The following is a 21,165-nucleotide window of genomic DNA, read 5'->3' on the forward strand; positions in this document are numbered from 1 at the left end:
TCATGGCAGCGGAGCCTACTGGTCGGCGGTGGGGGCGCTCGCCAGGACGTCCGCGTCGAAGCAGGTGCGGGCGCCGGTGTGGCAGGCCGCGCCGACCTGGTCGACCTTGACCAGGACGGTGTCCGCGTCGCAGTCCAGCGCCACGGACTTGACGTGCTGGACGTGGCCGGAGGTGTCGCCCTTGACCCAGTACTCCTGGCGGCTGCGGGACCAGTAGGTGCAGCGGCCGGTGGTCAGGGTGCGGTGCAGCGCCTCGTCGTCCATCCAGCCGAGCATGAGTACCTCGCCGGTGTCGTACTGCTGGGCGATGGCCGGGAAGAGGCCGTCCGCGCCGCGCTTGAGGCGGGCGGCGACGGCGGGGTCCAGGGCGGTGCTGGTGGCGCGGCTGGTGGTCATGGGTCCATTGTGCCGTGCGGCATGCTGCCGCCATGGATCAGCAGCGGCCTCCCGTCCCCCCGCCTCCGCCACCGGACCCGGACCGGGCGGCGCGGGTGGCGGTGCGGGTGCTGGCGGCGGTGTTCGCCGCGGCGCTGGTGGCGGCCGTGGTGGTGGCGGTGGTGGTGCTGCGCACGTGAGCACGGGCGCGCGCCGTGGCAGGGCGGGCGGCCCGGCCGTAGGCTGGCGGTATGTCGACCCATGCGAAGCGTGAACGGCTCCTTCTGGCCGACCTGTTGGAGAGCGCCGGGCCCGAGGCGCCGACGCTGTGCGAGGACTGGACGACCCGGGATCTGGCGGCGCACCTGGTGGTGCGCGAGCGGCGCGCCGACGCGGCCGCCGGGATCGTGGCGAAGCCGCTGGCGGGGCGCCTGGAGAAGGTGCAGGCGGAGTTCGCCGCCAAGCCCTACGAGGAGCTGCTCCGGCTGATCAGGACCGGCCCGCCGAAGCTGTCGCCGTTCGCGCTGAAGCAGATCGACGAGGCGTCGAACACCGTGGAGTTCTACGTGCACGCCGAGGACGTGCGGCGGGCCCAGCCGGACTGGACCCCGCGCGCGCTGGACCCGGTCTTCGCCGACGCGCTGTGGGTGCGGCTGGAGCGGGCCGCCCGGGTGCTGGGCCGGAAGGCGCCGGTGGGCGTGGTGCTGCGGCGGCCGGACGGGCAGACGGTGGTGGCGCACCGGGGCGCTCCGGTGGTGACGGTGACCGGTGAGCCGGGCGAGCTGACGCTGTTCGCCTTCGGCCGGCAGGACGCGGCGAAGGTGGAGCTGGACGGGGACAAGGACGCGGTGGCCAGGCTGCTGGAGGCGACGCTCGGCGTGTGACCGCCGGCGCCCGGGGCCGGGCCGCCGCTCCCCCACCCCGGCGCCCCCGCTCAGGCCGGGCCGCCGGCCAGGTGGTCGCGCAGGATGCGTGCCAGTTCGCGGGCGGCGCGCGGCGGGGAGACGTCGCCGCGGTGCGCGACCGAGACCACCCGGTGCATGCCGGGGGTGGCGAACGGGGTGATGCGCAGGCCGGAGCGTTCGGCGACCATGCTGGGGACGACGGCGACGCCGAGGCCGGCCCGGACGAAGCCGAGGACGGCGTCCATCTCGCCGCCCTCGACGGTGAAGGTCGGTTCGAAGCCGGCCGCGCGGCAGGCGGCGGTGGTGAATTCCCGCAGGTCGTAGCCGCGGCGGAACATGGCCAGGGGCCGACCGCGGAGGTCCTCGACGCGGATCCGGGTGCGCCGGCCGGTGACCGGGGCGGGGCGGCCGGGGGCGGAGACCACCACCAGTTCCTCGCGCAGCAGCTCGGTGGTGGCCAGCGCGGGGGCCTGGCCCGGCAGCGGCGTGATGATCAGCGCCAGGTCCAGTGCGCCGTCGGCCAGCGCGCGGACGAGGTCCTGCGAGCCGTCCTCGGTGACGATCAGGTCGACACCGGGGTAGGCGGTGTGGAAGGTGCTCAGGACGTCGGGGACGAGGCTGGCGCAGAGGCTGGGCGGGGCGCCCAGGCGGAGCCGGCCGCGGCGCAGCTGGGCGACCTCCTGGACCTCGCGGCGGGCGGTCTCGGTGTCGGCGAGGATCCGGCGGGCCAGCGGCAGCAGGGTCTGACCGGCGTCGGTGAGGGAGATGTGGCCGCGGGCGCGGTGGAACAGCTCGGCGCCCAACTCCCGCTCCAGCGCCCGGATCTGCTGGGAGAGCGAGGGCTGGGCGACGTGTTCGCGCTCGGCGGCGCGGGTGAAGTGGCGGGTGTCGGCCACGGCCGTGAAGTAGCGGAGCTGTTGCAGCTGCATAAGGGGAATATAAAGCAGCGATAGGGTCAGCCTATCGAGATCAGCTGGACCATGTCTTGGACTGATGCCGAACGGCTCCCTACGGTCGGGACCCATGGCACTGGCACCACGGACGGACCGACGGCCGTCCATGACGAGGACGCTCTGGCACTCCACCGTCGGCAAGAAGGCGGTGATGGCCGTCAGCGGCCTGATCATGCTCGCCTACCTTGTCGTCCACATGTTCGGCAACCTGAAGATCTTCTTCGGGCCGGACACCTTCGACGCGTACGCGCACTGGCTGCGCACCATCGGCGAACCGTTCATGCACTACGAGTGGACCCTGTGGGTGGTCCGCGTGGTGCTGGTGGCCGCCGTCGTCGCGCACGCCACCGCCGCGTACCAGCTCAGCCGCCGCGACCTCAGGGCCCGCCCCGACCGGTACGTGCACCGCAGGCCGCGGGCGAGCTATGCCACCCGCACCATGCGGTGGGGCGGTGTCATCCTCGGTCTGTTCCTCGTCTGGCACCTGCTGGACCTGACCACCGGCACCGTGCACGCCGGCTTCCGGCCCGGCCACCCCTACGAGAACGTCGTGGCCACCTTCTCCACCTGGTACGGCAACGCCGTCTACCTCCTCGCGATGCTCGCCCTGGGCCTGCACGTCCGGCACGGCTTCTGGAGCGCCGCGCAGACCCTCGGCGCGGGCAGCCGGACCCGCGACCGCCTCCTGGTGACCCTGGCGAACCTGCTCGCGCTGGTGCTGACGCTGGGCTTCATCGCCGTCCCCGTCGGCGTCATGACCGGATTGGTGAGCTGACCATGACCACTTCCGCCCCCTCGGGTATCCCCGCCTACACCGACTACGCGACCGGTGAGCCGGTCGCCGACACCAGGGCCCCGGCCGGGCCGATCGCCGAGCGCTGGGACACCCGCCGCTTCGAGGCCAAGCTGGTCAACCCGGCCAACCGCCGCAAGCACACGGTCATCGTCGTCGGCACCGGCCTGGCCGGCGGCTCGGCCGGCGCCACCCTCGCCGAACAGGGCTACCACGTCGTCCAGTTCTGCTACCAGGACTCCCCGCGCCGGGCGCACTCCATCGCCGCACAGGGCGGTATCAACGCCGCGAAGAACTACCGCAACGACGGCGACTCGGTCCACCGCCTCTTCTACGACACCGTCAAGGGCGGCGACTTCCGGGCGCGCGAGTCCAACGTCCACCGGCTGGCGCAGATCTCGGTGGAGATCATCGACCAGTGCGTGGCGCAGGGCGTCCCCTTCGCCCGCGAGTACGGCGGCCTGCTCGACACCCGCTCGTTCGGCGGCGTCCAGGTCTCCCGCACCTTCTACGCCCGCGGCCAGACGGGCCAGCAGCTGCTGCTCGGCGCCTACCAGGCGCTGTCCCGGCAGATCGCGGCCGGCAACGTCGAACTGCACCCGCGCACCGAGATGCTCGACCTGATCGTCATCGGCGGCCGGGCCCGCGGCATCGTCGCCCGCGACCTGGTCACCGGGGAGATCTCCAGCCACTTCGCGGACGCGGTGGTGCTCGCCTCGGGCGGCTACGGCAACGTCTTCTACCTCTCGACGAACGCCATGAACTCCAACGCGACCGCGATCTGGCGGGCCCACCGCCGCGGCGCCTACTTCGCCAACCCCTGCTTCACCCAGATCCACCCCACCTGCATCCCGCGCACCGGCGACCACCAGTCCAAGCTGACGCTGATGAGCGAGTCGCTGCGCAACGACGGCCGGATCTGGGTGCCGAAGGCCACCGGCGACACCCGCCCGCCGAACGAGATCCCCGAGGACGAGCGCGACTACTACCTGGAGCGGATCTACCCGTCCTTCGGCAACCTCGTCCCCCGCGACATCGCCTCCCGCGCCGCCAAGAACGTCTGCGACGAGGGCCGCGGCGTCGGCCCCGGCGGCCAGGGCGTCTACCTCGACTTCGCCGACGCCATCGCCCGCATGGGCCGCAAGGCCGTCGAGGCCAAGTACGGCAACCTCTTCGACATGTACCAGCGGATCACCGACGAGGACCCGTACCGGGTGCCGATGCGGATCTACCCCGCGGTGCACTACACGATGGGCGGCCTGTGGGTCGACTACGACCTCCAGACCACCGTCCCCGGCCTGTTCGCCATCGGCGAGGCCAACTTCTCCGACCACGGCGCCAACCGCCTGGGCGCCAGCGCCCTGATGCAGGGCCTGGCCGACGGCTACTTCGTCCTGCCCTCGACCATCAACGACTACCTGGCCCGCAACCCGCACCAGGAGCCGGTCGACGACGGCCACCCGGCCGTCCAGGAGGTGCTGGCCGAGACCGAGGACCGGATCAACCTGCTGCTCGCCGTCGACGGCGACCGCACCCCCGACTCCTTCCACCGCGAGATCGGTGAACTCATGTGGGAGTACTGCGGGATGGCCCGCACCGACGCCGGTCTGCGCAAGGCCCTGGCCCGCATCCCCGAGATCCGCCAGGAGTTCTGGCGGCGCATCAAGGTCCCGGGCACCGGCGCCGAGTTCAACCAGTCGCTGGAGAAGGCCAACCGCATCGTCGACTACCTGGAGCTCGCCGAGCTGATGTGCCTCGACGCGCTGCACCGCCGCGAGTCCTGCGGCGGCCACTTCCGCGAGGAGTCGCAGACCCCCGACGGCGAGGCGGCCCGCCGGGACGAGGAGTTCTGCTACGCCGCCGCCTGGGAGTTCACCGGCGCCGGCGCGGCCCCCACCCTGCACAAGGAAGACCTGGTCTTCGAGTACGTCCACCCCACCCAGCGGAGCTACGCATGAGGCTCACCCTGCGCGTCTGGCGCCAGAAGAACGCCGGCGCCGACGGCGCCATGTCCACGTACGAGGTGGACGGCATCTCCCCCGACATGTCCTTCCTGGAGATGCTCGACACCCTCAACGAGGAGCTGATCCTCAAGGGCGAGGACCCGGTCGCCTTCGACCACGACTGCCGCGAGGGCATCTGCGGCGCCTGCTCGCTGGTCATCAACGGCGACGCGCACGGCCCCGAGCGGACCACCACCTGCCAGCTGCACATGCGGTCCTTCGAGGACGGCGACACCATCGACGTCGAACCGTGGCGCGCAGCGGCCTTCCCGGTCGTCAAGGACCTGGTCGTGGACCGCTCCGCCTTCGACCGGATCATCCAGGCCGGCGGCTACATCACCGCACCGACCGGCTCCGCGCCCGAGGCGCACGCCACACCGGTGCCGAAGCCGGACGCCGACGCCGCCTTCGAGCACGCCGAGTGCATCGGCTGCGGCGCCTGCGTCGCGGCCTGTCCCAACGGCGCGGCGATGCTGTTCACCTCCGCGAAGGTCAACCACCTGGGCGTGCTCCCGCAGGGCGCCCCGGAGCGCGAGTCGCGGGTGCTGGACATGGTGGCGCAGATGGACGCCGAGGGGTTCGGCGGCTGCACCCTCGCCGGTGAGTGCGCCACCGCCTGCCCCAAGGGCATCCCGCTGTTCAGCATCACCCGGATGAACCGCGAGTTCGTCCGCGCGGCGCGCAAGGCGCGGTGACCCGGCGGCCCCGGACCCGGATGGCGAGGGCCCCCTCCGCATGCCGCGGAGGGGGCCCGTCCGTTCGCCCGCGCAACCGGCAGCGGCCCCGGCGGAACCGGTCACCGCACCGGGTGGCCGGCCTCCCGCAGGGCGTCCTTGACCTGGCCGATGCGCAGGTCGCCGAAGTGGAAGACGGAGGCGGCCAGCACCGCGTCGGCGCCGGCGGCCACCGCGGGGGCGAAGTCGCCGAGCCTGCCGGCGCCACCGGAGGCGATCACCGGGACGCTGACGTGCCGGCGGACCGCCTCGATCATCGCCACGTCGTAGCCGTCCTTGGTGCCGTCGGCGTCCATGGAGTTCAGCAGGATCTCCCCGGCGCCCAGCTCCGCGGCGCGGTGCGCCCACTCCACGGCGTCGATCCCGGCGGAGCGGCGGCCGCCGTGCGTGGTGACCTCGAACGAGCCGTCCGCCGTGCGCCGGGCGTCCACCGACAGGACCAGCACCTGGCTGCCGAAGCGCTCCGCGATCTCCTTGATCAGCTCCGGGCGGGCGATCGCCGCGGTGTTCACGCCGACCTTGTCCGCCCCGGCCCGCAGCAGCTTGTCGACGTCCTCGGCGGTACGCACCCCGCCGCCGACGGTCAGCGGGATGAAGACCTGCTCGGCGGTGCGGCGGACCACGTCGTAGGTGGTCTCGCGGTTGCCGGAGGACGCGGTGATGTCGAGGAAGGTCAGCTCGTCGGCACCCTCCTCGCCGTAGACCTTCGCCATCTCGACCGGGTCCCCGGCGTCGCGGAGGTTCTGGAAGTTGACGCCCTTGACGACGCGGCCGTTGTCGACGTCCAGGCAGGGGATGACGCGGACCGCCAGGGTCATGTCGTTCTCAGCCTTCTCGCTCGGTGTTCCGGGACGGGTCCCGGAACGCTTCTAGTTCTACTTCCACCAGCACCCGGGAATCGACGAAGCCGGAGACCACGACCAGGGTCGTGGCGGGCGGCGCGGCCTCGAACAGCTCCCGGTGGGCCCGGGCGGCGGCGTCCGCGTCCCGCAGGTGGGTGAGGTACATGCGGGTGCGGACCACCTCGGCGGTGCCCAGCCCGAAGGGCTTCAGCGCGGCCAGCGCGTTGCCGAAGGCGACCTTGGTCTGGACGTAGGGATCCCCCTCGCCCTGGAGGACGCCGCCGACCAGCGGCATGGTGCCCGCGACCAGGACCCGGTCGCCGGCCGCCACCGCGCGCGCGAAGCCAATGGTCTCTTCCCAGGGACTGTCGGTCCGTACGCGCTCGATGCTCATCACGCCGCCTCCCTTGGCCTTGGCCGGTTGCGGCACCCGCGGCCTTACGAGACCGCCGCCAGTGCCTCTTCGAGGGTGAACGCCTTCGCGTAGAGCGCCTTGCCGACGATGGAGCCCTCGACACCCTGCGGCACCAGCGCGGCGATCGCCCGCAGGTCGTCCAGGGAGGAGACGCCGCCGGAGGCGACGACCGGGCGGTCGGTGGCCGCGCAGACGTTCTTCAGCAGCTCCAGGTTGGGGCCCTGGAGGGTGCCGTCCTTGTTGATGTCGGTGACCACGTAGCGGGCGCAGCCCTCGGAGTCCAGGCGGGCCAGCGTCTCGTAGAGGTCGCCGCCGTCCCGGGTCCAGCCGCGGCCGCGCAGGGTGGTGCCGCGGACGTCCAGGCCCACCGCGATCCGGTCGCCGTGCTCGGCGATGATCTTGGCGACCCACTCCGGGTTCTCCAGCGCCGCGGTGCCGATGTTGACCCGGGTGCAGCCGGTGGCGAGCGCCGCGGCCAGCGAGGCGTCGTCGCGGATGCCGCCGGACAGCTCCACCTTGATGTCCATGGAGCGGGCGACCTCGGCGATCTGCGCGCGGTTGTCGCCGGTGCCGAACGCGGCGTCCAGGTCGACCAGGTGCAGCCACTCGGCGCCGGCCGCCTGCCAGGCGAGCGCGGCCTGAAGCGGGTCGCCGTAGGAGGTCTCCGAGCCGGACTCGCCGTGCACCAGGCGGACGGCCTGGCCGTCGCGCACGTCGACGGCGGGCAGCAGTTCAAGCTTCTTCACAGCGTTCACAGCGTTTCGATCCAGTTGGTCAGGAGCTGGGCACCGGCGTCGCCGGACTTCTCGGGGTGGAACTGGGTGGCCCACAGCGGGCCGTTCTCGACCGCGGCCACGAACGGCTCGCCGTGGGTGGCCCAGGTGACCTTGGGCGCGGTCATGGCGGCGTTGCCGGTCTCCAGCTCCCAGTCGTGGACCGCGTAGGAGTGCACGAAGTAGTAGCGGGCGTCGGCGGGCAGTCCGGCGAAGAGCCGGGTGCCCTCGGCGGCGCGGACGGTGTTCCAGCCCATGTGCGGGACCACCTCGGCCTTGAGCGGGCCGACCGTGCCGGGCCACTCGTCGAGGCCGTCGGTCTCCACCCCGTGCTCGATGCCGCGGCCGAAGAGGATCTGCATGCCGACGCAGATGCCCATCACCGGGCGGCCGCCGGACAGCCGGCGGCCGATGATCCAGTCGCCGCGGGCCTCCTTCAGCCCGCGCATGCACGCCGCGAACGCGCCGACGCCGGGCACCAGCAGCCCGTCGGCGTTCATCGCGGTGTCGTAGTCGCGGGTGATCTCCACCTCGGCGCCGACGTGCGCCAGCGCGCGCTCGGCGGACCGGACGTTGCCGAAGCCGTAGTCGAAGACCACGACCTTCTTGGCGGCCTTCCCCGCGGCGGGCTGCGCGGCGCTCAATTCCACACCTCCAGTCGCATCACACCGGCCACCAGGCACATCGCCGAGGCGATGGCGAGCAGGGTGATCACGGACTTGGGGATCTTCTGCTTCCAGAACGAGTAGACCCCGCCCAGCAGGAAGAGGCCCACGAGGATGAAGACGGTGGACAGACCGTTCATCACAGGGCGCCCTTCGTGGACGGGAGGATGCCCGCGGCCCGCGGGTCGCGCTCGCTGGCGTAGCGCAGGGCCCGGGCCAGCGCCTTGAACTGGCACTCCACGATGTGGTGGGCGTTGCGCCCGTACGGGACGTGGACGTGCAGCGCGATCTGGGCCTGGGCGACGAACGACTCCAGGATGTGCCGGGTCATCGTGGTGTCGTAGGTGCCGATCATCGGCGCCATGTTCTCCGGCTCGGTGTGCACCAGGTACGGGCGGCCCGAGAGGTCCACGGTCACCTGGGCCAGCGACTCGTCCAGCGGGACGGTGCAGTTGCCGAAGCGGTAGATGCCGACCTTGTCGCCGAGCGCCTGCTTGAAGGCGGCGCCCAGCGCGAGGGCGGTGTCCTCGATGGTGTGGTGGGTGTCGATGTGCAGATCGCCGTCGGTCTTGACCTTGAGGTCGAAGAGGCCGTGCCGGCCGAGCTGGTCGAGCATGTGGTCGTAGAAGCCGACGCCGGTCGAGACGTCGACCTGGCCGGTGCCGTCGAGATCGATCTCGACCAGCACGGTGGTCTCCTTGGTGGTGCGCTCCACGCGCCCCACGCGGGCGGTCGCCCCGCTCATCGCTTGTTCTCCTTCAGGCTGCGTTCTTTGCACACCGCGCGCACCGCGTCGAGGAACGCGTCGTTCTCGGCCGGGGTGCCGGCGGTGACCCGCAGCCAGCCCGGTACGCCGTTGTCGCGGACCAGTACGCCGTGGTCGAGGATGGCCTGCCAGGCGGCGTGCGCGTCGTCGAACAGGCCGAACTGGACGAAGTTGGCGTCCGAGTCGACGACCTGGCAGCCGGCCGCACGCAGTTCGGTGACCAGGCGGTCCCGCTCGCCCTTGAGCTGCTCGACGTACCCGAGCAGGGTATCGGTGTGCTCCAGGGCGGCCAGCGCGGTGGCCTGGGTGACGGCCGAGAGGTGGTACGGCAGCCGGACCAGCTGGACGGCGTCCACCACCGCCGGGTCGGCGGCGAGGTAGCCCAGCCGCAGGCCCGCGGCGCCGAACGCCTTGGACATCGTGCGGGAGAGGACCATGTTCGGCCGGCCCTCGATCAGCGGCAGCAGCGACGGGCGGTGGCTGAACTCCACGTACGCCTCGTCGACCACCACGAGCGCGCCCCCGGTGCCGGCCCGGGCGGCCTGCGCCGCCTCGTACAGCGCGAGGACGGTGTCGGCCCCGACGGCGCTGCCGGTGGGGTTGTTCGGGGAGCAGACGAAGAGCACGTCGGGCCGGTGTTCGGCGATGGCCCGCTCGGCCGCCGCGACGTCGATGGTGAAGTCCTCGCCGCGCGGCCCGGAGATCCAGCCGGTGCCGGTGCCGCGCGCGATCAGCGCGTGCATGGAGTACGACGGCTCGAAGCCCAGGGCGGTGCGGCCCGGGCCGCCGAAGGTCTGGAGCAGCTGCTGGATGACCTCGTTGGAGCCGTTGGCGGCCCAGACCTGGCCGGCGGTCACCGGGTGCCCCGCGGTGCGGGTGAGGTAGGCGGCCAGCTCGGTGCGCAGCTCGACCGCGTCCCGGTCCGGGTAGCGGTTGAGGTGGCGGGCGGCCTCGGTGACCCGCTCGGCGATCCGCCGCACCAGCGGTTCGGGGAGCGGGTAGGGGTTCTCGTTGGTGTTGAGGCGCACCGGGACGTCCAACTGCGGTGCGCCGTAGGGGGACTTGCCGCGCAGCTCGTCCCGGAGGGGGAGGTCGTCGATCCTGGTCACGTGCCTGCTCACTTGCTCTCGGGAACCGTCCAACCGAACCGCGCCTTCAGCGCCGCGCCGTGGGCCGGGAGGTCCTCGGCCTCGGCGAGGGTCACCACGTGGTGGGCGACCTCGGCCAGCGCGTCCCGCGAGTAGTCCACGACGTGGATGCCGCGCAGGAAGGACTGGACGGACAGGCCGGAGGAGTGGCAGGCGCAGCCGCCGGTGGGCAGGACGTGGTTGGAGCCGGCGCAGTAGTCGCCGAGGGAGACCGGGGCGTAGGGGCCGACGAAGATCGCGCCGGCGTTGCGGACCCGGGCGGCGACCGCGGCGGCGTCGGCGGTCTGGACCTCCAGGTGCTCGGCACCATAGGCGTCCACCACCGCCAGGCCCTCGTCGAGGCCGTCGACCAGGACGATCGCGGACTGCCGGCCGGACAGCGCCGGCCCGATCCGGTCCGCGACGTGCTTGGTGGCCTCGATCTGCGGGGCCAGCTCCTTCTCCGTGCGGTCGGCCAGCTCCTCGGAGTCGGTGACCAGGACGGCGGCGGCCATCGGGTCGTGCTCGGCCTGGCTGATCAGGTCGGCGGCGACGTGGACCGGGTCGGCGGTGCGGTCGGCGAGGACCGCGATCTCGGTGGGGCCGGCCTCGGAGTCGATCCCGATCCGGCCCTTGAGCAGACGCTTGGCGGCGGCGACGTAGATGTTGCCGGGGCCGGTGACCAGATTGACCGGGGCGCACTCGTCGGTGCCGTAGGCGAACATCGCGACGGCCTGGGCACCGCCGGCGGCGTAGACCTCGTCGACGCCGAGCAGGGCGCAGGCGGCGAGGATGGTGGGGTGCGGCAGGCCGCCGAAGTCGCTCTGCGGCGGGGAGGCGACGGCCAGCGAGCCGACGCCGGCCTCCTGGGCGGGGACCACGTTCATGACCACGGAGGACGGGTAGACCGAGCGGCCGCCGGGGACGTAGAGGCCGACCCGCTCGACCGGGACCCAGCGCTCGGTGACCGTGCCGCCGGGGACGACCGTGGTGGTGGTGTCGGTGCGGCGCTGCGCGCGGTGGACGATCCGGGCGCGCCGGACGGACTCCTCCAGGGCGGCGCGGACGGCCGGGTCCAGCGCCCGCAGGGCGTCGGTGAGGGCCTGGGCCGGGACCCGGACCCGCTCGATCTCCACGCCGTCGAACCGCCGCGCGTACTCGATCAGCGCCGCGGTGCCGCGATGGCGTACGTCCTCGCAGATGGGCCGCACCTTCTCCAGGGCGGCTTCCACGTCGAACTCGGCACGGGGCAGCAGGTCGCGCAGGGCGGCGCCCTCGGGGAGGGCGGCGCCACGCAGGTCGATTCGGGAGATCACGCCCCCAGTGTCTCAGACCCGCCGCCGGGCCCGGGCGCCCGTATCACTGGGTGATACGCAGTGACACGCGGTGCGGACGGCCGCCGGACGGGCCCGCGAAGTTGACCGGAGTTGGCCCTGACCACGCGTGTTCAACCGGTCACCGGGCGGGCAAGGGGTCGGTGCGGGCGTTCGGGGACGTCCGCACCGCGGACGGAATCCGGCCCGCCGGGATGCGTCCGAACAGGTAGCGCGACCGGACGGCGGGCCGCCCGGGAGCGCGGGGACCGGCCACCGGGGCCGCCGGCCGCCCGCTGGCCCGCACCACCGCGGGCGGGCCGGCCCGGCCCCCGCCCGGCCGGTCCGGCGGCACCCGCGGCACCCACCGGGCACGCGCCCCGCACACCGCACTCGACCAGCACAGACACCAGACACGGGGTGCCGCCGGCACCTTGAGCAAGGGGGAGCCAGTGACCGGAGCCAGGGACGGCGACGCACCCGCCGACCTGCGACTGACGTCCGCGGAATGGAGCATGTGGCAGGCGTTCCGCAACGGCAGCACCTGCCACCTGCACACCGGCGAGCCGTCCCGGGACGACCCGCACGGGCAGCACCTGTGGGGCCCCGAGCGCCGGATCAGGGCCCGGGTGGTGGCGCTGCTGCTGCTCGACGGGCCACCGGCGCAGCCCGGCCGGGTGTCCGCGCTGAAGCTCACCGGTGCGTACATCACGGACACTCTCGACCTTGCGGGCGGCACGATCAAGCCATTCGTGGAGCTGCGGGACTGCCGCTTCGAGGCGGAGGTGCTGCTGCCGGAGAGCCGCTTCACCACGCTGCGGCTGGTGAACTGCGCGCTGCCGCGGCTGGAGGCGGCCCGGCTCCAGACCGAGGGCGATCTGCACCTGCCGCGCTGCGTGGTGCACTCCGGGATCCGGCTGACCGACGCGCACATCGGCACCGATCTGATGCTCAACCAGGTCGTCGCGCACAAGGACCGCCAGGGCCGCTCGATCATGGCGGACGGGCTGACCGTGGCGCAGGACCTCCAGGCCGAGATGCTGGAGTCGTACGGCGAGCTGTCGCTGCGCGGCGCCACCGTCGGCGTGTCGCTGAGCCTGCGCGGCAGCCACCTGAGCAATCCGTTCGGCCGCCGGGCGCTGAACGCCCCCCAGCTGACCGTCGAGCGCACCCTCTACCTGACCGCCGCGGGCCTGGCCAACTCGCCGTTCTCCAGCGGCGCGACGCCCCCGTACGGGATCACCCACACCCCCTCGCGCGGCACCCGGATGCAGCGCTTCGAGTGCGAGGGCGGGGTGCGGCTGGACGACGGGCGGTTCGGGGACGCGGTGGACCTGGAGCACGCCCGGTTCATCATGGAGTCCGACCAGGAGCTGTCGCTGCGCCGCATCCAGACCCCGGAGCTGCGGTTCCTGGGCGAGCGCCCGCAGCGCGGCCGGGTCATCCTCTCCGGCGCCCGGGTCGTCAACCTCGTCGACAAGTCGGCGAGCTGGCCGGGCCTGGGCGGGCTGATGATGGCCGGCTTCGCCTACGAGACGCTGATCCCGCGCGGCCACTTCCCGCTCTCGCTGCGGCTCCAGTGGGTGGCCGCGGCGACCCCGGAGTACGCGCCCGAGCCGTACGAGATGCTGGCCGCCTCGCTGCGCGCGATGGGCGAGGACGCGGACGCCCGGGAGGTGCTGCTGGCCAAGCAGCGGCGGCGGCGCGAGACGCTGCCGCTGGCGGCGAAGGCGTGGGGCTTCCTCCAGGACTGGACGGTGGCCTACGGCTACCGCCCGGGGCGGGCCGCGGTGTGGATGGCGGTCCTGTGGGCGATCGGTACCGCGTACTTCTCCTCGTACCCGCCGCCGCCCCTCAAGCCCGACGAGGCGCCGCCGTGGAATCCGTACCTCTACACCCTCGACCTGCTGCTGCCGGTGATCGACCTCTACCAGGGCGGCGCGTGGAAACCCGGCGGGGCCGCGCAGTGGGTCGCGGCCGTGATGATCGTGCTGGGATGGGTGCTGGCGACCACGGTCGCGGCCGGCGCGTCCCGGCTGCTGCGGCGGCAATAGGCGGGCCGGGCGGGTAGCGGTGGTGGTGCGCGCCGGCGCAGGCTCTAGGCTTACGGACTGTGTCCTCCGTGCGTCTGCCGCTGTTCCCCCTCAACTCGGTGCTCTTCCCGGGCCTGGTGCTGCCGCTGCACGTCTTCGAGGCGCGCTACCGGGCCATGATGCGCGACCTGCTGGACCGTCCCGAGGACGAGCGCCGCTTCGCGGTGGTCGCCATCCGGGACGGCCGGGAGGTCGCGCCCACCGCGCCCGGGCTGCCGGACGCCACCGCGCCCGCCGCGTCCGGTCCGGCCGCGGGCTTCGGCGACGATCCGCTGCGCGCCTTCCACACGGTGGGCTGCGTCGCGGACGCGGCGACCATCCGGGAGAAGCCGGCCGACGGCGGCTACGAGGTCCTGGCGACCGGCACCACCCGCTTCCGGCTGCTCTCGGTGGACGCCTCCGGGCCGTACCTGACCGGTGAGCTGGCGGAGCTGGCCGAGGACCACGGGGACGGCGCGGGCGCGCTGGCCTCCGGGGTGGTGCGGGCCTTCCGCACCTACCAGAAGCGACTGGCCTGGGCCAATGAGCGGACCCTGACCGGCGGCCAGGAACTGCCCGCCGACCCCTCGGTGCTGTCGTATCTGGTCGCCGCGGCGGCGGTGCTGGACGTACCGGCCAAGCAGCGGCTGCTGGAGGCGCCGGACACCGCCGCCCGGCTGCGGCAGGAGCTGAAACTGCTTCGCCAGGAGTCGGCGGTGATCGGTAAGCTCCCGTCGCTGCCGGCGGTGGAGCTGACCCGGCAGCCGACCAGCCCCAACTGACCCGCCCGGGCGGTCGTCCCCGGATGTGCGAGCGAGGCGAAGGCGCGGTGGCGAAGAAGGCGAAGCAGGGGAAGAACGGCGGCCGGCAGTCCGGCGGCACGCCCGCGACGGTGGCGCTGACCGCGGCCGGCGTCCCCTTCACGGTGCACGCGTACGCGCACGACCCGGCGGCCCCGTCGTACGGCGAGGAGGCCGCCGAGGCGCTCGGCCTCTCCCCCGACCAGGTCTTCAAGACGCTGCTGGCGGACGTGGACGGCACCCTCACGGTGGCCGTCGTCCCGGTCTCCGGCTCGCTGGACCTCAAGGCGCTGGCCACCGCGGTGGGCGGGAAGCGGGCCGCGATGGCCGACCCGGCGGCGGCCGAGCGCAGCACCGGCTACGTGCTCGGCGGGATCTCCCCGCTGGGCCAGCGCAAGCGGCTGCGGACGGTGGTGGACGCCTCGGCCGAGGGCCGCCCCACGGTGTGCGTGTCGGCCGGCCGGCGCGGCCTGGAGGTCGAACTGTCACCCGCCGACCTGGCCGCCCTGACCGGCGCCCGCTTCGCCCCGATCGCCCGGGGGTAGGGCCCGGCGCCACCGGTCCTGCCTGCCGGTTGTCCGGGACGCGCTTCAGTGCCGGGGGCCGTCATCACCGAAGTCCGGGAAGGCGCCGGCCACCAGGTGCTCGGCGCCGCCTTCGAGGGCGCGGGCGGTCTCGGCCGAGCGGGGGAGCATGGTCTTCTCGTAGGCGCGGACGGCGTCGGCGACGGTCGCCGCGTTCGCCAGGGCCCCGGCGAGGTCGCTCGCGTCGAGCATGGCGAGGTTGACGCCGACGCCCAGGGGCGGCATGAGGTGGGCGGCGTCGCCGAGCAGAGTCACCGTGGGATCGTGCTCCCAGGTGTGGGGGACGGGCAGGGCGAAGATCGGGCGGTCCACGTAGGGGCCGTCGTTGTCGGTGATCATCCGCTTCATGCGGGGCGACCAGCGGGCGTAGCGCTCCAGCAGCCGGGCGCGGAGCGCCTCGGTGTCGGTGGGCCGCAGGCCGCTCGCGGCGATCCAGTCGGCCGGGACGCGCTGGATCAGGTACACCCGGATGTGGTCGTCGCTGTTGCGCTGGGCGAAGATGCCGCGCCGGCCGTCGGCGGCGTGCGCGCTGCCCTGGCCGACCAGGTCGGCGATCTCGGGGTGGCGGGCTTCGACGTCGGAGAACCACGCCTCCAGAAAGCTCACCCCGGTGTACGCGGGGACGGCCGGCGAGACGGCCGGACGCACCCGGGAGAACGCGCCGTCGGCCCCGATGACCAGGTCGGTCTCCACGGTGGTGCCGTCGGTGAAGTGCAGCAGGCGCGGCCCGTGGGCGCGGCCGCCGACGCGGTCGAGGCCGTGGCCCCAGCGCACCGTGCCGGGGTGGAGGGAGCCGAGCAGCAGGTCGCGCAGCTGACCGCGGTCGATCTCCGGCTTGAACAGCTCGCCGGGCCCGGGGATCTGGTGGGAGGTCAGCGTTCCCGCCGGGTCCAGCCGGCGCATCTCCTGCCCCTCGGGGCGGGCCAGCCGGAAGAACGCGTCGAGCAGACCGGCTTCCCGCAGCGCGATCTGGCCGTTGTCGGCGTGCAGGTCCAGGGTGCCGCCCTGGTTGCGGGCGGCGGGGCCGGTGTCGCGGTCGTGGACGGTGACCGCGAGGCCGTGCCGCTGGAGGATGCGAGCGCAGGTCAGCCCGCCGGGTCCGGCTCCGATGATGCTGATCCGGGCGTGCGCGGGGTTCGGAGAAACCATGGGGTGGTCCTTGGCTCAGGGGTGGGTGGGACGTCGCGGCGTCACGGGCGGAGGTGTCGGCGCGGGCGCCGGGAACCGGGCGCGGGACGTGCCGGTGCGGACGGCGGCCGAGTCCGCCCCGCAGCCTCAAAAGTAGAGTAAGTAGAAAAGTAGAATGTGACAACTCTTCTTCGGATGGCACTTTCGGATAGGCTCGCGGCATGACCGAGCCCGTTGTCAGCCGCCGCGAGCGCAAGAAGGCCGCCACCCGGCAGGCGATCGCCGACGCCGCACTCCGCCTCTTCCTGGAACGCGGCTACGACCGCGTCAGCATCAAGGACATCGCCGAAGCCGCGGATGTCTCGACCGCCACGGTCTTCAAGCACTTCACCGGCAAAGAAGCCCTGGTGTTCGACCAGGAAGAGAGCACGGACGCGCACCTGGCCGCGGCCGTGCGCCAACGGCCCGCGGGTCAGAGCGTCCTCGACGCCCTGCGCGAGCACGTCCTCGCCACCTGGCTGCCGCTCGCCGCCGACCCCCGGGCAGCGGAGTTCACCCGCCTGGTCAACACCACCCCGGCCCTGCGCGCCTACGCCGAACGCATGTGGACCCGCCACACCGACACCCTCAGCGCGGCCATCGCCGACGAGTACGGCGTGGACCACGACAACCTCGCCTGCACCGCCCTGGCCCGCTTCGTCCTGGAGGTCCCCACCCTGGCCCAACGGCAGAAGGACCGCAGGGCGGCCGTCGAGGAAGTCTTCGCCCTCCTCACCAACGGCTGGCAGCCCCCCGGGCAGCCGTGAGGAAGTCCAGGACCAGGGGCCCGGCGTGGCTGCGGGCTTCCTCGAAGTAGGCGTGCCGGGCACCGGGGATCAGGTGGAGCCGGGCGCCCGGGATGCGGTCGGCGAGCAGGGGTGCGTTGGCGGTGGGGTTGAGCAGGTCGTCGGTTCCGTGGACGACCAGGGTGGGTGCGCTGATGCCGGGCAGGAGGTCCCAGGCGTCGTGCCGGTTGCCGGCCGCGAGGTGGTGGCGCCGGGAGTGGGCGGGCATGCCGGGGTCGCCGAGGGTGTGGTGCGGGCCGGGGTGGTCGGCGAGCCAGCGCGGTGTGTACATGAGCTCCAGCAGGGCTTGCCGCGCGGCTCCGGGGTGCGGCTGGGCCAGGGCCCGGCGGACGTCGTCGCCGCGTTCGACGCCGTGCGGGCCGCCGGGTGAGGTGCAGCCCAGGACCAGGGCGCGGACGCGGTGCGGGTGGCGGGCGGCGAGTTGCTGGGCCACCCGGCCGCCCATGGACGTGCCGTAGACGTCGGCCCGGTCGATGCCGAGGTCGTCGAGGACGGCGATGACGTCCTGGGCGAACAGCGCGGTGCCGTGGGGGGTGTCGGGCTTGTCGCTGTCGCCGGTGCCGCGGTAGTCGAGGGTGAGGGTGCTGCGGGCCGGGTGGAAGTCGGCCCGGACCGCATCCCACCAGTGGTGGTTGTTGGCCTGTCCCGCCAGCAGGACGAGGGGGGCACCGTCGCCCCGGAGCTGGTAGGCGATGCGGACCCCGTCGGGAGTCGTCGTGTACGTCATGGGCCGGCTTCCTCCACTCCGGTGGGGCGGACACAGTACGCCCCGGTGCCGTGCACCAGCATCGGCGCCCACCGGCGCCGGGGCCGCACGGACGCCCGGCAGGTCCCGGAGGGGCACCTGCCGCTCGGCGGCCGCTCAGTGACGGTACGCGGCTGTGGCGAGCGCGGTGAAGGAGCGGACCAGCGGGTTGGTGTCCCCCGCGTTCCACGCCACCACCACGCGGCTCGGCGCCATGTCGGCCAGCGGCACCGCCACCAGCTCCGCGGGCAGGTCGTGTCCGAGCGGGGCCAGGCCGACCGTGCCGTTCCACAGCACCGCCTGCACGCATTCCTGGACGACGCGCACCACGGGGCCCTCGCGCGGCGCACCGCCGTTCCAGTACGCCTGCCAGACCGGGTCGGTGCCCCGCGGGAACTGAAACCAGCGGCGGTCCCCCAGGTCGGCCAGGCGCAGCCGGTCGTGGCGGGCCAGCGGATCGTCGGCGCGCAGCACCACGCCCACCGGATCGGTCCGCAGCTCACGTACCGTCAGCGCACGGTCGTCGAACGGCGCCCGGGTCAGGGCCACGTCGACCAGTCCGGCGCGCAGCCCGCAGGTCGGGTCGGTCAGGTCGGCGTCGCGGATGCGGATGTCGATGCCGGGGTGGCGCCGCCGGTAGGCGGCGGCCAGCCGGTGCGCTGCCGGGTCGGTGCTGCCGCCCAGGATGCCGACGGTGAGGGTCGCGGCACCGGCCGCCGCGCTCACGCGGACCCGGACGCGCTCGGCGTGGTCGAGCAGGGCCCGCGCCTCGTCGAGCAGCACGGCGCCCACCGGGGTGAGCGTGACGCCGGCGGGCGCGCGGACGAACAGCGGGGCACCGAGCTCGGTCTCCAGCTGCTTGATCGCCCGGCTCAGCGGCGGCTGGCTCATGTGCAGCCGGACCGCGGCCCGACCGAAGTGCAGTTCCTCGGCGACCGCCACGAAGTAGCGCAGGGTACGCAGCTCCACGCTGCAACGATACCCAGCGGGTATCAGCTCCGCGGAAGAGGTCTTGGACACCGGCGGGGCACCGGCGGTGCACTCGGAGCATGACCGACGAAGCCACGACCGACGAAACCACGACCGACGAAACCAGGACCAGCGCACCCTCCGCCGCCCCCGCCGTCTCGGTGACCGGCCCCGGCGACGGCGAGACGATCATCCTGGGCTCCACGCGCATGCGCGTCCTCGAAGACGGCAGCCACACCGGGCACCGCCTCGCCGTCACCGAGTCCGTCCTCGCCCCGCACACCCCCGGACCGCCGCAGCACCGCCACGGCCGGCACGACGAGGGCTTCTACATCCTCTCCGGCACGGTGCGGTTCACCGTCGGGGACACCGAGTACGACGCCACCCCGGGCACGCTGGTGATGGTCCCGCCCGGCGTCCCCCACGCCTTCGCCAACGTGACCGACGAGCCCGCCGCCATGCTCAGCACGTTCACGCCGGACCTGTACGTGCAGTACTTCCGGGACCTCCAGCGCATCATGGCCGGCGGCCGGCCGCTGACGGCGCAGGCCGGCATCGAGGCGATGAGCCGCTACGCGACCGAGCCCGCGACCGGCCTCGGCTGACGCGCTGACCGGCGGCGCACCCCGGCCGGCCACGGCCGCGGCCCTCGGATTCGTGCTCCTGCGCCCCGGGGCCTGCGCCGCCCGCCTGACCGGCGAAGACCGCCGGATCGCACGCGACGCCGGGCTCCTGGCCGCTGCGGCCGTGACCCTCCGGCCGGCCCCCGCCCGGTGGTGGGGAGGGCACCGGTCCGGCCGGGCCGTCAGCCGGCCGGCGGCTGCTGGTGGTGACCGGACCAGTCCGGCACCACCGGGGCGTCCTCCGGGTCGCGCGGCCCGAACAGCCCGGTCAGCACGATCTGGGTGAGCATCGCGGCGACCGGCCAGGCCAGCAGCGCGCCCTTGGCCTGGAGCCGCAGCGGGCCGTCGAAGACCACCCCGGGCCCCACCTGCTTGGCGTGCGCGACCACGTCGGGGGTGGGGCCCAGCCACATGCCGGTCAGCCAGCCGAGCACGGCGGCCAGCAGCCCGCCGGCGGCCAGCCCGACCACCAGCGGGATCCCGCCGCGCCGCCGCAGCAGGAAGACCACCGCCGCGCTGACCACGCCGAACGCGAGCCCGAGCAGGACGAAGGTGCCGTCGGCGCCGATCGCCTCCTCGCCCTCGGTGTTCTTGAGGTAGACGTTGCGGGTGTCCGCGATCAGCGGCACGCGCGGCGCCAGCCAGGCCCACAACACACCCAACAGCACCCCGCTGACCGCCACCAGCAGCGCGATCAGCACGGCCTCGCGCAGCTCGCGGGAGCGTTCCGGGCCGGGCCCCGCGGTGGCCCCGGCCTCGGGGGCGGCGGGGTCCTGGTGCCGGTGGGGCTCTTCGGGTGGTTGGTTCTCGGGGGGCGTCTGCGGTGCGGTCACCCCGTCATCGTGCCAGGCCGGGACCCAAGGCCCGGCAGCAGGACGCCCAGGCGGGTGTCCGGCGCCGCTCACCGGACCGCCGCCCGGCGGTACGCCCAGGTCGCCACGGCCAGCGACAGCACCCCGACACCCGCGCAGATCCCCAGGTCCCCGGCGACCGCCGGCCAGTCGGGGTGCGGGGCGAAGGTGCGCGCCAGCGCCTCCACACCGTAGGTCGAGGGCAGCAGATCGCGGGCCCAGCCGATCAGCTCCGGCATCCGGCCGGCCGGCAGCACGCCCAGCAGCAGCGCCGCCGACATGCCCAACTGGCCGCCCAGGGTGGCGAGTTCCTGGCGCGGGGCGAGCAGTCCGAGGGCCGCGCCGAGCCCGGACAGCGCCGCCCCGGCCAGCGGGACGACGGCGGCCAGCACCCACAGGTGCGCCATCGGCAGCTGGAAGAGCAGGCAGCCGAAGACCGCGGTGACCACCGTGCCGGGCACCGTGAACGAGGCGTAGGCGGCGGCCGCGCCGAGCACCACGGCCGCCGGCGGCACCGGCAGCGTCGCGTAGTGGTCCAGGCCGCCGCCGGCCCGCAGCTGGCCGAAGTACTGGGCGAGGAGGTTCAGCGCGACGAACGCCACCACCAGCACCGCGGAGCCGGAGACCACCGACCAGGCCGGATCGCCGCCGCTGACCACCCCGCGCAGCAGGACCATGATCCCCACCGACTGGAAGGTGGCGACGAACAGCAGCGGTATCCGGGCGACCCGGGCCCGGGAGAGCTGGGCGCGGTAGACGGCGCCGAGCGCGGGCAGCAGCCGGGCCCGGGGCGCGAGCGGGGCGGGCCCGCCGTCGTCCGACCGTCCGGCGGTCCCCTCCGCGGTCCGCGCGGTCACCACACTCACACCGTCACCCAGCTTTCC

Annotated in this window: 25 protein-coding genes; 10 read left to right on the forward strand and 15 right to left on the reverse strand. The window is 73.7% G+C overall.

Annotation, left to right across the window (positions count from 1 at the left end; all coding sequences use genetic code 11):
- Positions 1-15: 15 nt before the first annotated feature.
- On the reverse strand, positions 16-396 hold the full coding sequence (hisI, locus tag MUU72_RS02835; protein ID WP_282503543.1) for a phosphoribosyl-AMP cyclohydrolase: 381 nt from the start codon (positions 394-396) through the stop codon (positions 16-18).
- Between the two features lie 32 nt (positions 397-428).
- On the opposite strand from hisI, the gene MUU72_RS35165 reads away from it, so the two are divergent.
- On the forward strand, positions 429-575 hold the full coding sequence (locus tag MUU72_RS35165) for a hypothetical protein (protein WP_282503544.1): 147 nt from the start codon (positions 429-431) through the stop codon (positions 573-575).
- A gap of 51 nt (positions 576-626) precedes the next feature.
- A complete protein-coding gene (locus MUU72_RS02845) occupies positions 627-1,259 on the forward strand; it encodes a TIGR03085 family metal-binding protein (protein WP_248011470.1) in 633 nt (210 codons plus the stop codon).
- 50 nt (positions 1,260-1,309) lie between these two features.
- Here the strand turns inward: MUU72_RS02845 and MUU72_RS02850 are convergent, their stop codons facing one another.
- The gene (locus MUU72_RS02850) at positions 1,310-2,209 is read right to left on the reverse strand and encodes a LysR family transcriptional regulator (RefSeq protein ID WP_248011471.1); all 900 of its coding nucleotides are present in this window, start codon (positions 2,207-2,209) and stop codon (positions 1,310-1,312) included.
- A gap of 94 nt (positions 2,210-2,303) precedes the next feature.
- Between MUU72_RS02850 and MUU72_RS02855 the strand changes: the two genes are divergently transcribed.
- From MUU72_RS02855 to MUU72_RS02865, 3 genes are read left to right on the forward strand one after another with little or no spacing between them, the layout of a single operon-like run.
- On the forward strand, positions 2,304-3,008 hold the full coding sequence (locus tag MUU72_RS02855) for a succinate dehydrogenase (RefSeq protein WP_248011472.1): 705 nt from the start codon (positions 2,304-2,306) through the stop codon (positions 3,006-3,008).
- 26 nt (positions 3,009-3,034) lie between these two features.
- A complete protein-coding gene (locus tag MUU72_RS02860) occupies positions 3,035-4,984 on the forward strand; it encodes a fumarate reductase/succinate dehydrogenase flavoprotein subunit (protein ID WP_248011576.1) in 1,950 nt (649 codons plus the stop codon).
- The gene (locus tag MUU72_RS02865; RefSeq protein WP_248011473.1) at positions 4,981-5,724 is read left to right on the forward strand and encodes a succinate dehydrogenase/fumarate reductase iron-sulfur subunit; all 744 of its coding nucleotides are present in this window, start codon (positions 4,981-4,983) and stop codon (positions 5,722-5,724) included. The genes MUU72_RS02860 and MUU72_RS02865 overlap by 4 nt, the downstream gene beginning before the upstream one ends.
- Before the next feature lie 101 nt (positions 5,725-5,825).
- Here MUU72_RS02865 and hisF read toward each other — a convergent pair whose 3' ends face one another.
- The 8 genes from hisF to hisD are packed head-to-tail and all read right to left on the reverse strand — an operon-like array spanning position 5,826 to position 11,667.
- Positions 5,826-6,581 (reverse strand): imidazole glycerol phosphate synthase subunit HisF, encoded by a 756-nt coding sequence (hisF, locus tag MUU72_RS02870; RefSeq protein WP_248011474.1) that lies wholly within the window; start codon positions 6,579-6,581, stop codon positions 5,826-5,828.
- A gap of 7 nt (positions 6,582-6,588) precedes the next feature.
- Positions 6,589-6,999, reverse strand: a complete 411-nt coding sequence (locus MUU72_RS02875; RefSeq protein WP_248011475.1) for a Rid family hydrolase — start codon at positions 6,997-6,999, stop codon at positions 6,589-6,591.
- Positions 7,000-7,043: 44 nt separating this feature from the next.
- The gene (gene priA / locus MUU72_RS02880) at positions 7,044-7,766 is read right to left on the reverse strand and encodes a bifunctional 1-(5-phosphoribosyl)-5-((5-phosphoribosylamino)methylideneamino)imidazole-4-carboxamide isomerase/phosphoribosylanthranilate isomerase PriA (protein WP_248011476.1); all 723 of its coding nucleotides are present in this window, start codon (positions 7,764-7,766) and stop codon (positions 7,044-7,046) included.
- Positions 7,767-7,771: 5 nt separating this feature from the next.
- Positions 7,772-8,437, reverse strand: a complete 666-nt coding sequence (gene hisH / locus MUU72_RS02885) for an imidazole glycerol phosphate synthase subunit HisH (RefSeq protein ID WP_248011477.1) — start codon at positions 8,435-8,437, stop codon at positions 7,772-7,774.
- Positions 8,434-8,598: a CG2302 family histidine operon protein gene (locus tag MUU72_RS02890; RefSeq protein WP_199836342.1), complete on the reverse strand. Its 165-nt coding sequence runs from the start codon at positions 8,596-8,598 to the stop codon at positions 8,434-8,436. The genes hisH and MUU72_RS02890 overlap by 4 nt, the downstream gene beginning before the upstream one ends.
- On the reverse strand, positions 8,598-9,203 hold the full coding sequence (gene hisB / locus MUU72_RS02895) for an imidazoleglycerol-phosphate dehydratase HisB (protein ID WP_018536733.1): 606 nt from the start codon (positions 9,201-9,203) through the stop codon (positions 8,598-8,600). The genes MUU72_RS02890 and hisB overlap by 1 nt, the downstream gene beginning before the upstream one ends.
- Complete coding sequence (locus MUU72_RS02900) at positions 9,200-10,333, reverse strand: histidinol-phosphate transaminase (protein WP_248011478.1); 1,134 nt, start codon at positions 10,331-10,333, stop codon at positions 9,200-9,202. The genes hisB and MUU72_RS02900 overlap by 4 nt, the downstream gene beginning before the upstream one ends.
- 8 nt (positions 10,334-10,341) lie before the next feature.
- The gene (hisD, locus tag MUU72_RS02905) at positions 10,342-11,667 is read right to left on the reverse strand and encodes a histidinol dehydrogenase (RefSeq protein ID WP_248011479.1); all 1,326 of its coding nucleotides are present in this window, start codon (positions 11,665-11,667) and stop codon (positions 10,342-10,344) included.
- A 449-nt stretch (positions 11,668-12,116) separates the two neighbouring features.
- Between hisD and MUU72_RS02910 the strand changes: the two genes are divergently transcribed.
- From MUU72_RS02910 to ybaK, 3 genes are read left to right on the forward strand one after another with little or no spacing between them, the layout of a single operon-like run.
- Positions 12,117-13,718: an oxidoreductase gene (locus MUU72_RS02910; RefSeq protein ID WP_248011480.1), complete on the forward strand. Its 1,602-nt coding sequence runs from the start codon at positions 12,117-12,119 to the stop codon at positions 13,716-13,718.
- A 59-nt stretch (positions 13,719-13,777) separates the two neighbouring features.
- Entirely contained in the window at positions 13,778-14,518 is a 741-nt protein-coding gene (locus tag MUU72_RS02915) for an LON peptidase substrate-binding domain-containing protein (protein WP_248011481.1), read from the forward strand.
- Positions 14,519-14,565: 47 nt separating this feature from the next.
- A complete protein-coding gene (ybaK, locus tag MUU72_RS02920; protein ID WP_248011482.1) occupies positions 14,566-15,081 on the forward strand; it encodes a Cys-tRNA(Pro) deacylase in 516 nt (171 codons plus the stop codon).
- Positions 15,082-15,126: 45 nt separating this feature from the next.
- Here the strand turns inward: ybaK and MUU72_RS02925 are convergent, their stop codons facing one another.
- A complete protein-coding gene (locus MUU72_RS02925) occupies positions 15,127-16,269 on the reverse strand; it encodes an FAD-dependent oxidoreductase (protein WP_248011483.1) in 1,143 nt (380 codons plus the stop codon).
- Between the two features lie 200 nt (positions 16,270-16,469).
- On the opposite strand from MUU72_RS02925, the gene MUU72_RS02930 reads away from it, so the two are divergent.
- Entirely contained in the window at positions 16,470-17,054 is a 585-nt protein-coding gene (locus MUU72_RS02930) for a TetR/AcrR family transcriptional regulator (RefSeq protein WP_248011484.1), read from the forward strand.
- On the opposite strand, the gene MUU72_RS02935 is transcribed toward MUU72_RS02930, so the two are convergent.
- Positions 17,020-17,820 (reverse strand): alpha/beta fold hydrolase, encoded by an 801-nt coding sequence (locus MUU72_RS02935; RefSeq protein ID WP_248011485.1) that lies wholly within the window; start codon positions 17,818-17,820, stop codon positions 17,020-17,022. The two genes, MUU72_RS02930 and MUU72_RS02935, sit on opposite strands and share 35 nt — an antisense overlap.
- 135 nt (positions 17,821-17,955) lie before the next feature.
- A complete protein-coding gene (locus MUU72_RS02940; protein WP_248011486.1) occupies positions 17,956-18,807 on the reverse strand; it encodes a LysR family transcriptional regulator in 852 nt (283 codons plus the stop codon).
- An 80-nt stretch (positions 18,808-18,887) separates the two neighbouring features.
- Between MUU72_RS02940 and MUU72_RS02945 the strand changes: the two genes are divergently transcribed.
- Positions 18,888-19,412, forward strand: a complete 525-nt coding sequence (locus MUU72_RS02945) for a cupin domain-containing protein (RefSeq protein WP_248011487.1) — start codon at positions 18,888-18,890, stop codon at positions 19,410-19,412.
- A 200-nt stretch (positions 19,413-19,612) separates the two neighbouring features.
- On the opposite strand, the gene MUU72_RS02955 is transcribed toward MUU72_RS02945, so the two are convergent.
- Positions 19,613-20,263 (reverse strand): ABC transporter permease, encoded by a 651-nt coding sequence (locus tag MUU72_RS02955; protein WP_248011488.1) that lies wholly within the window; start codon positions 20,261-20,263, stop codon positions 19,613-19,615.
- Between the two features lie 68 nt (positions 20,264-20,331).
- Positions 20,332-21,141, reverse strand: a complete 810-nt coding sequence (locus MUU72_RS02960; RefSeq protein WP_248011577.1) for an ABC transporter permease — start codon at positions 21,139-21,141, stop codon at positions 20,332-20,334.
- Positions 21,142-21,165: the final 24 nt, after the last annotated feature.

Origin of the sequence: Streptomyces rhizoryzae, assembly GCF_023155275.1 — a bacterium.
In the GTDB taxonomy this organism is placed as follows: domain Bacteria; phylum Actinomycetota; class Actinomycetes; order Streptomycetales; family Streptomycetaceae; genus Streptomyces; species Streptomyces rhizoryzae.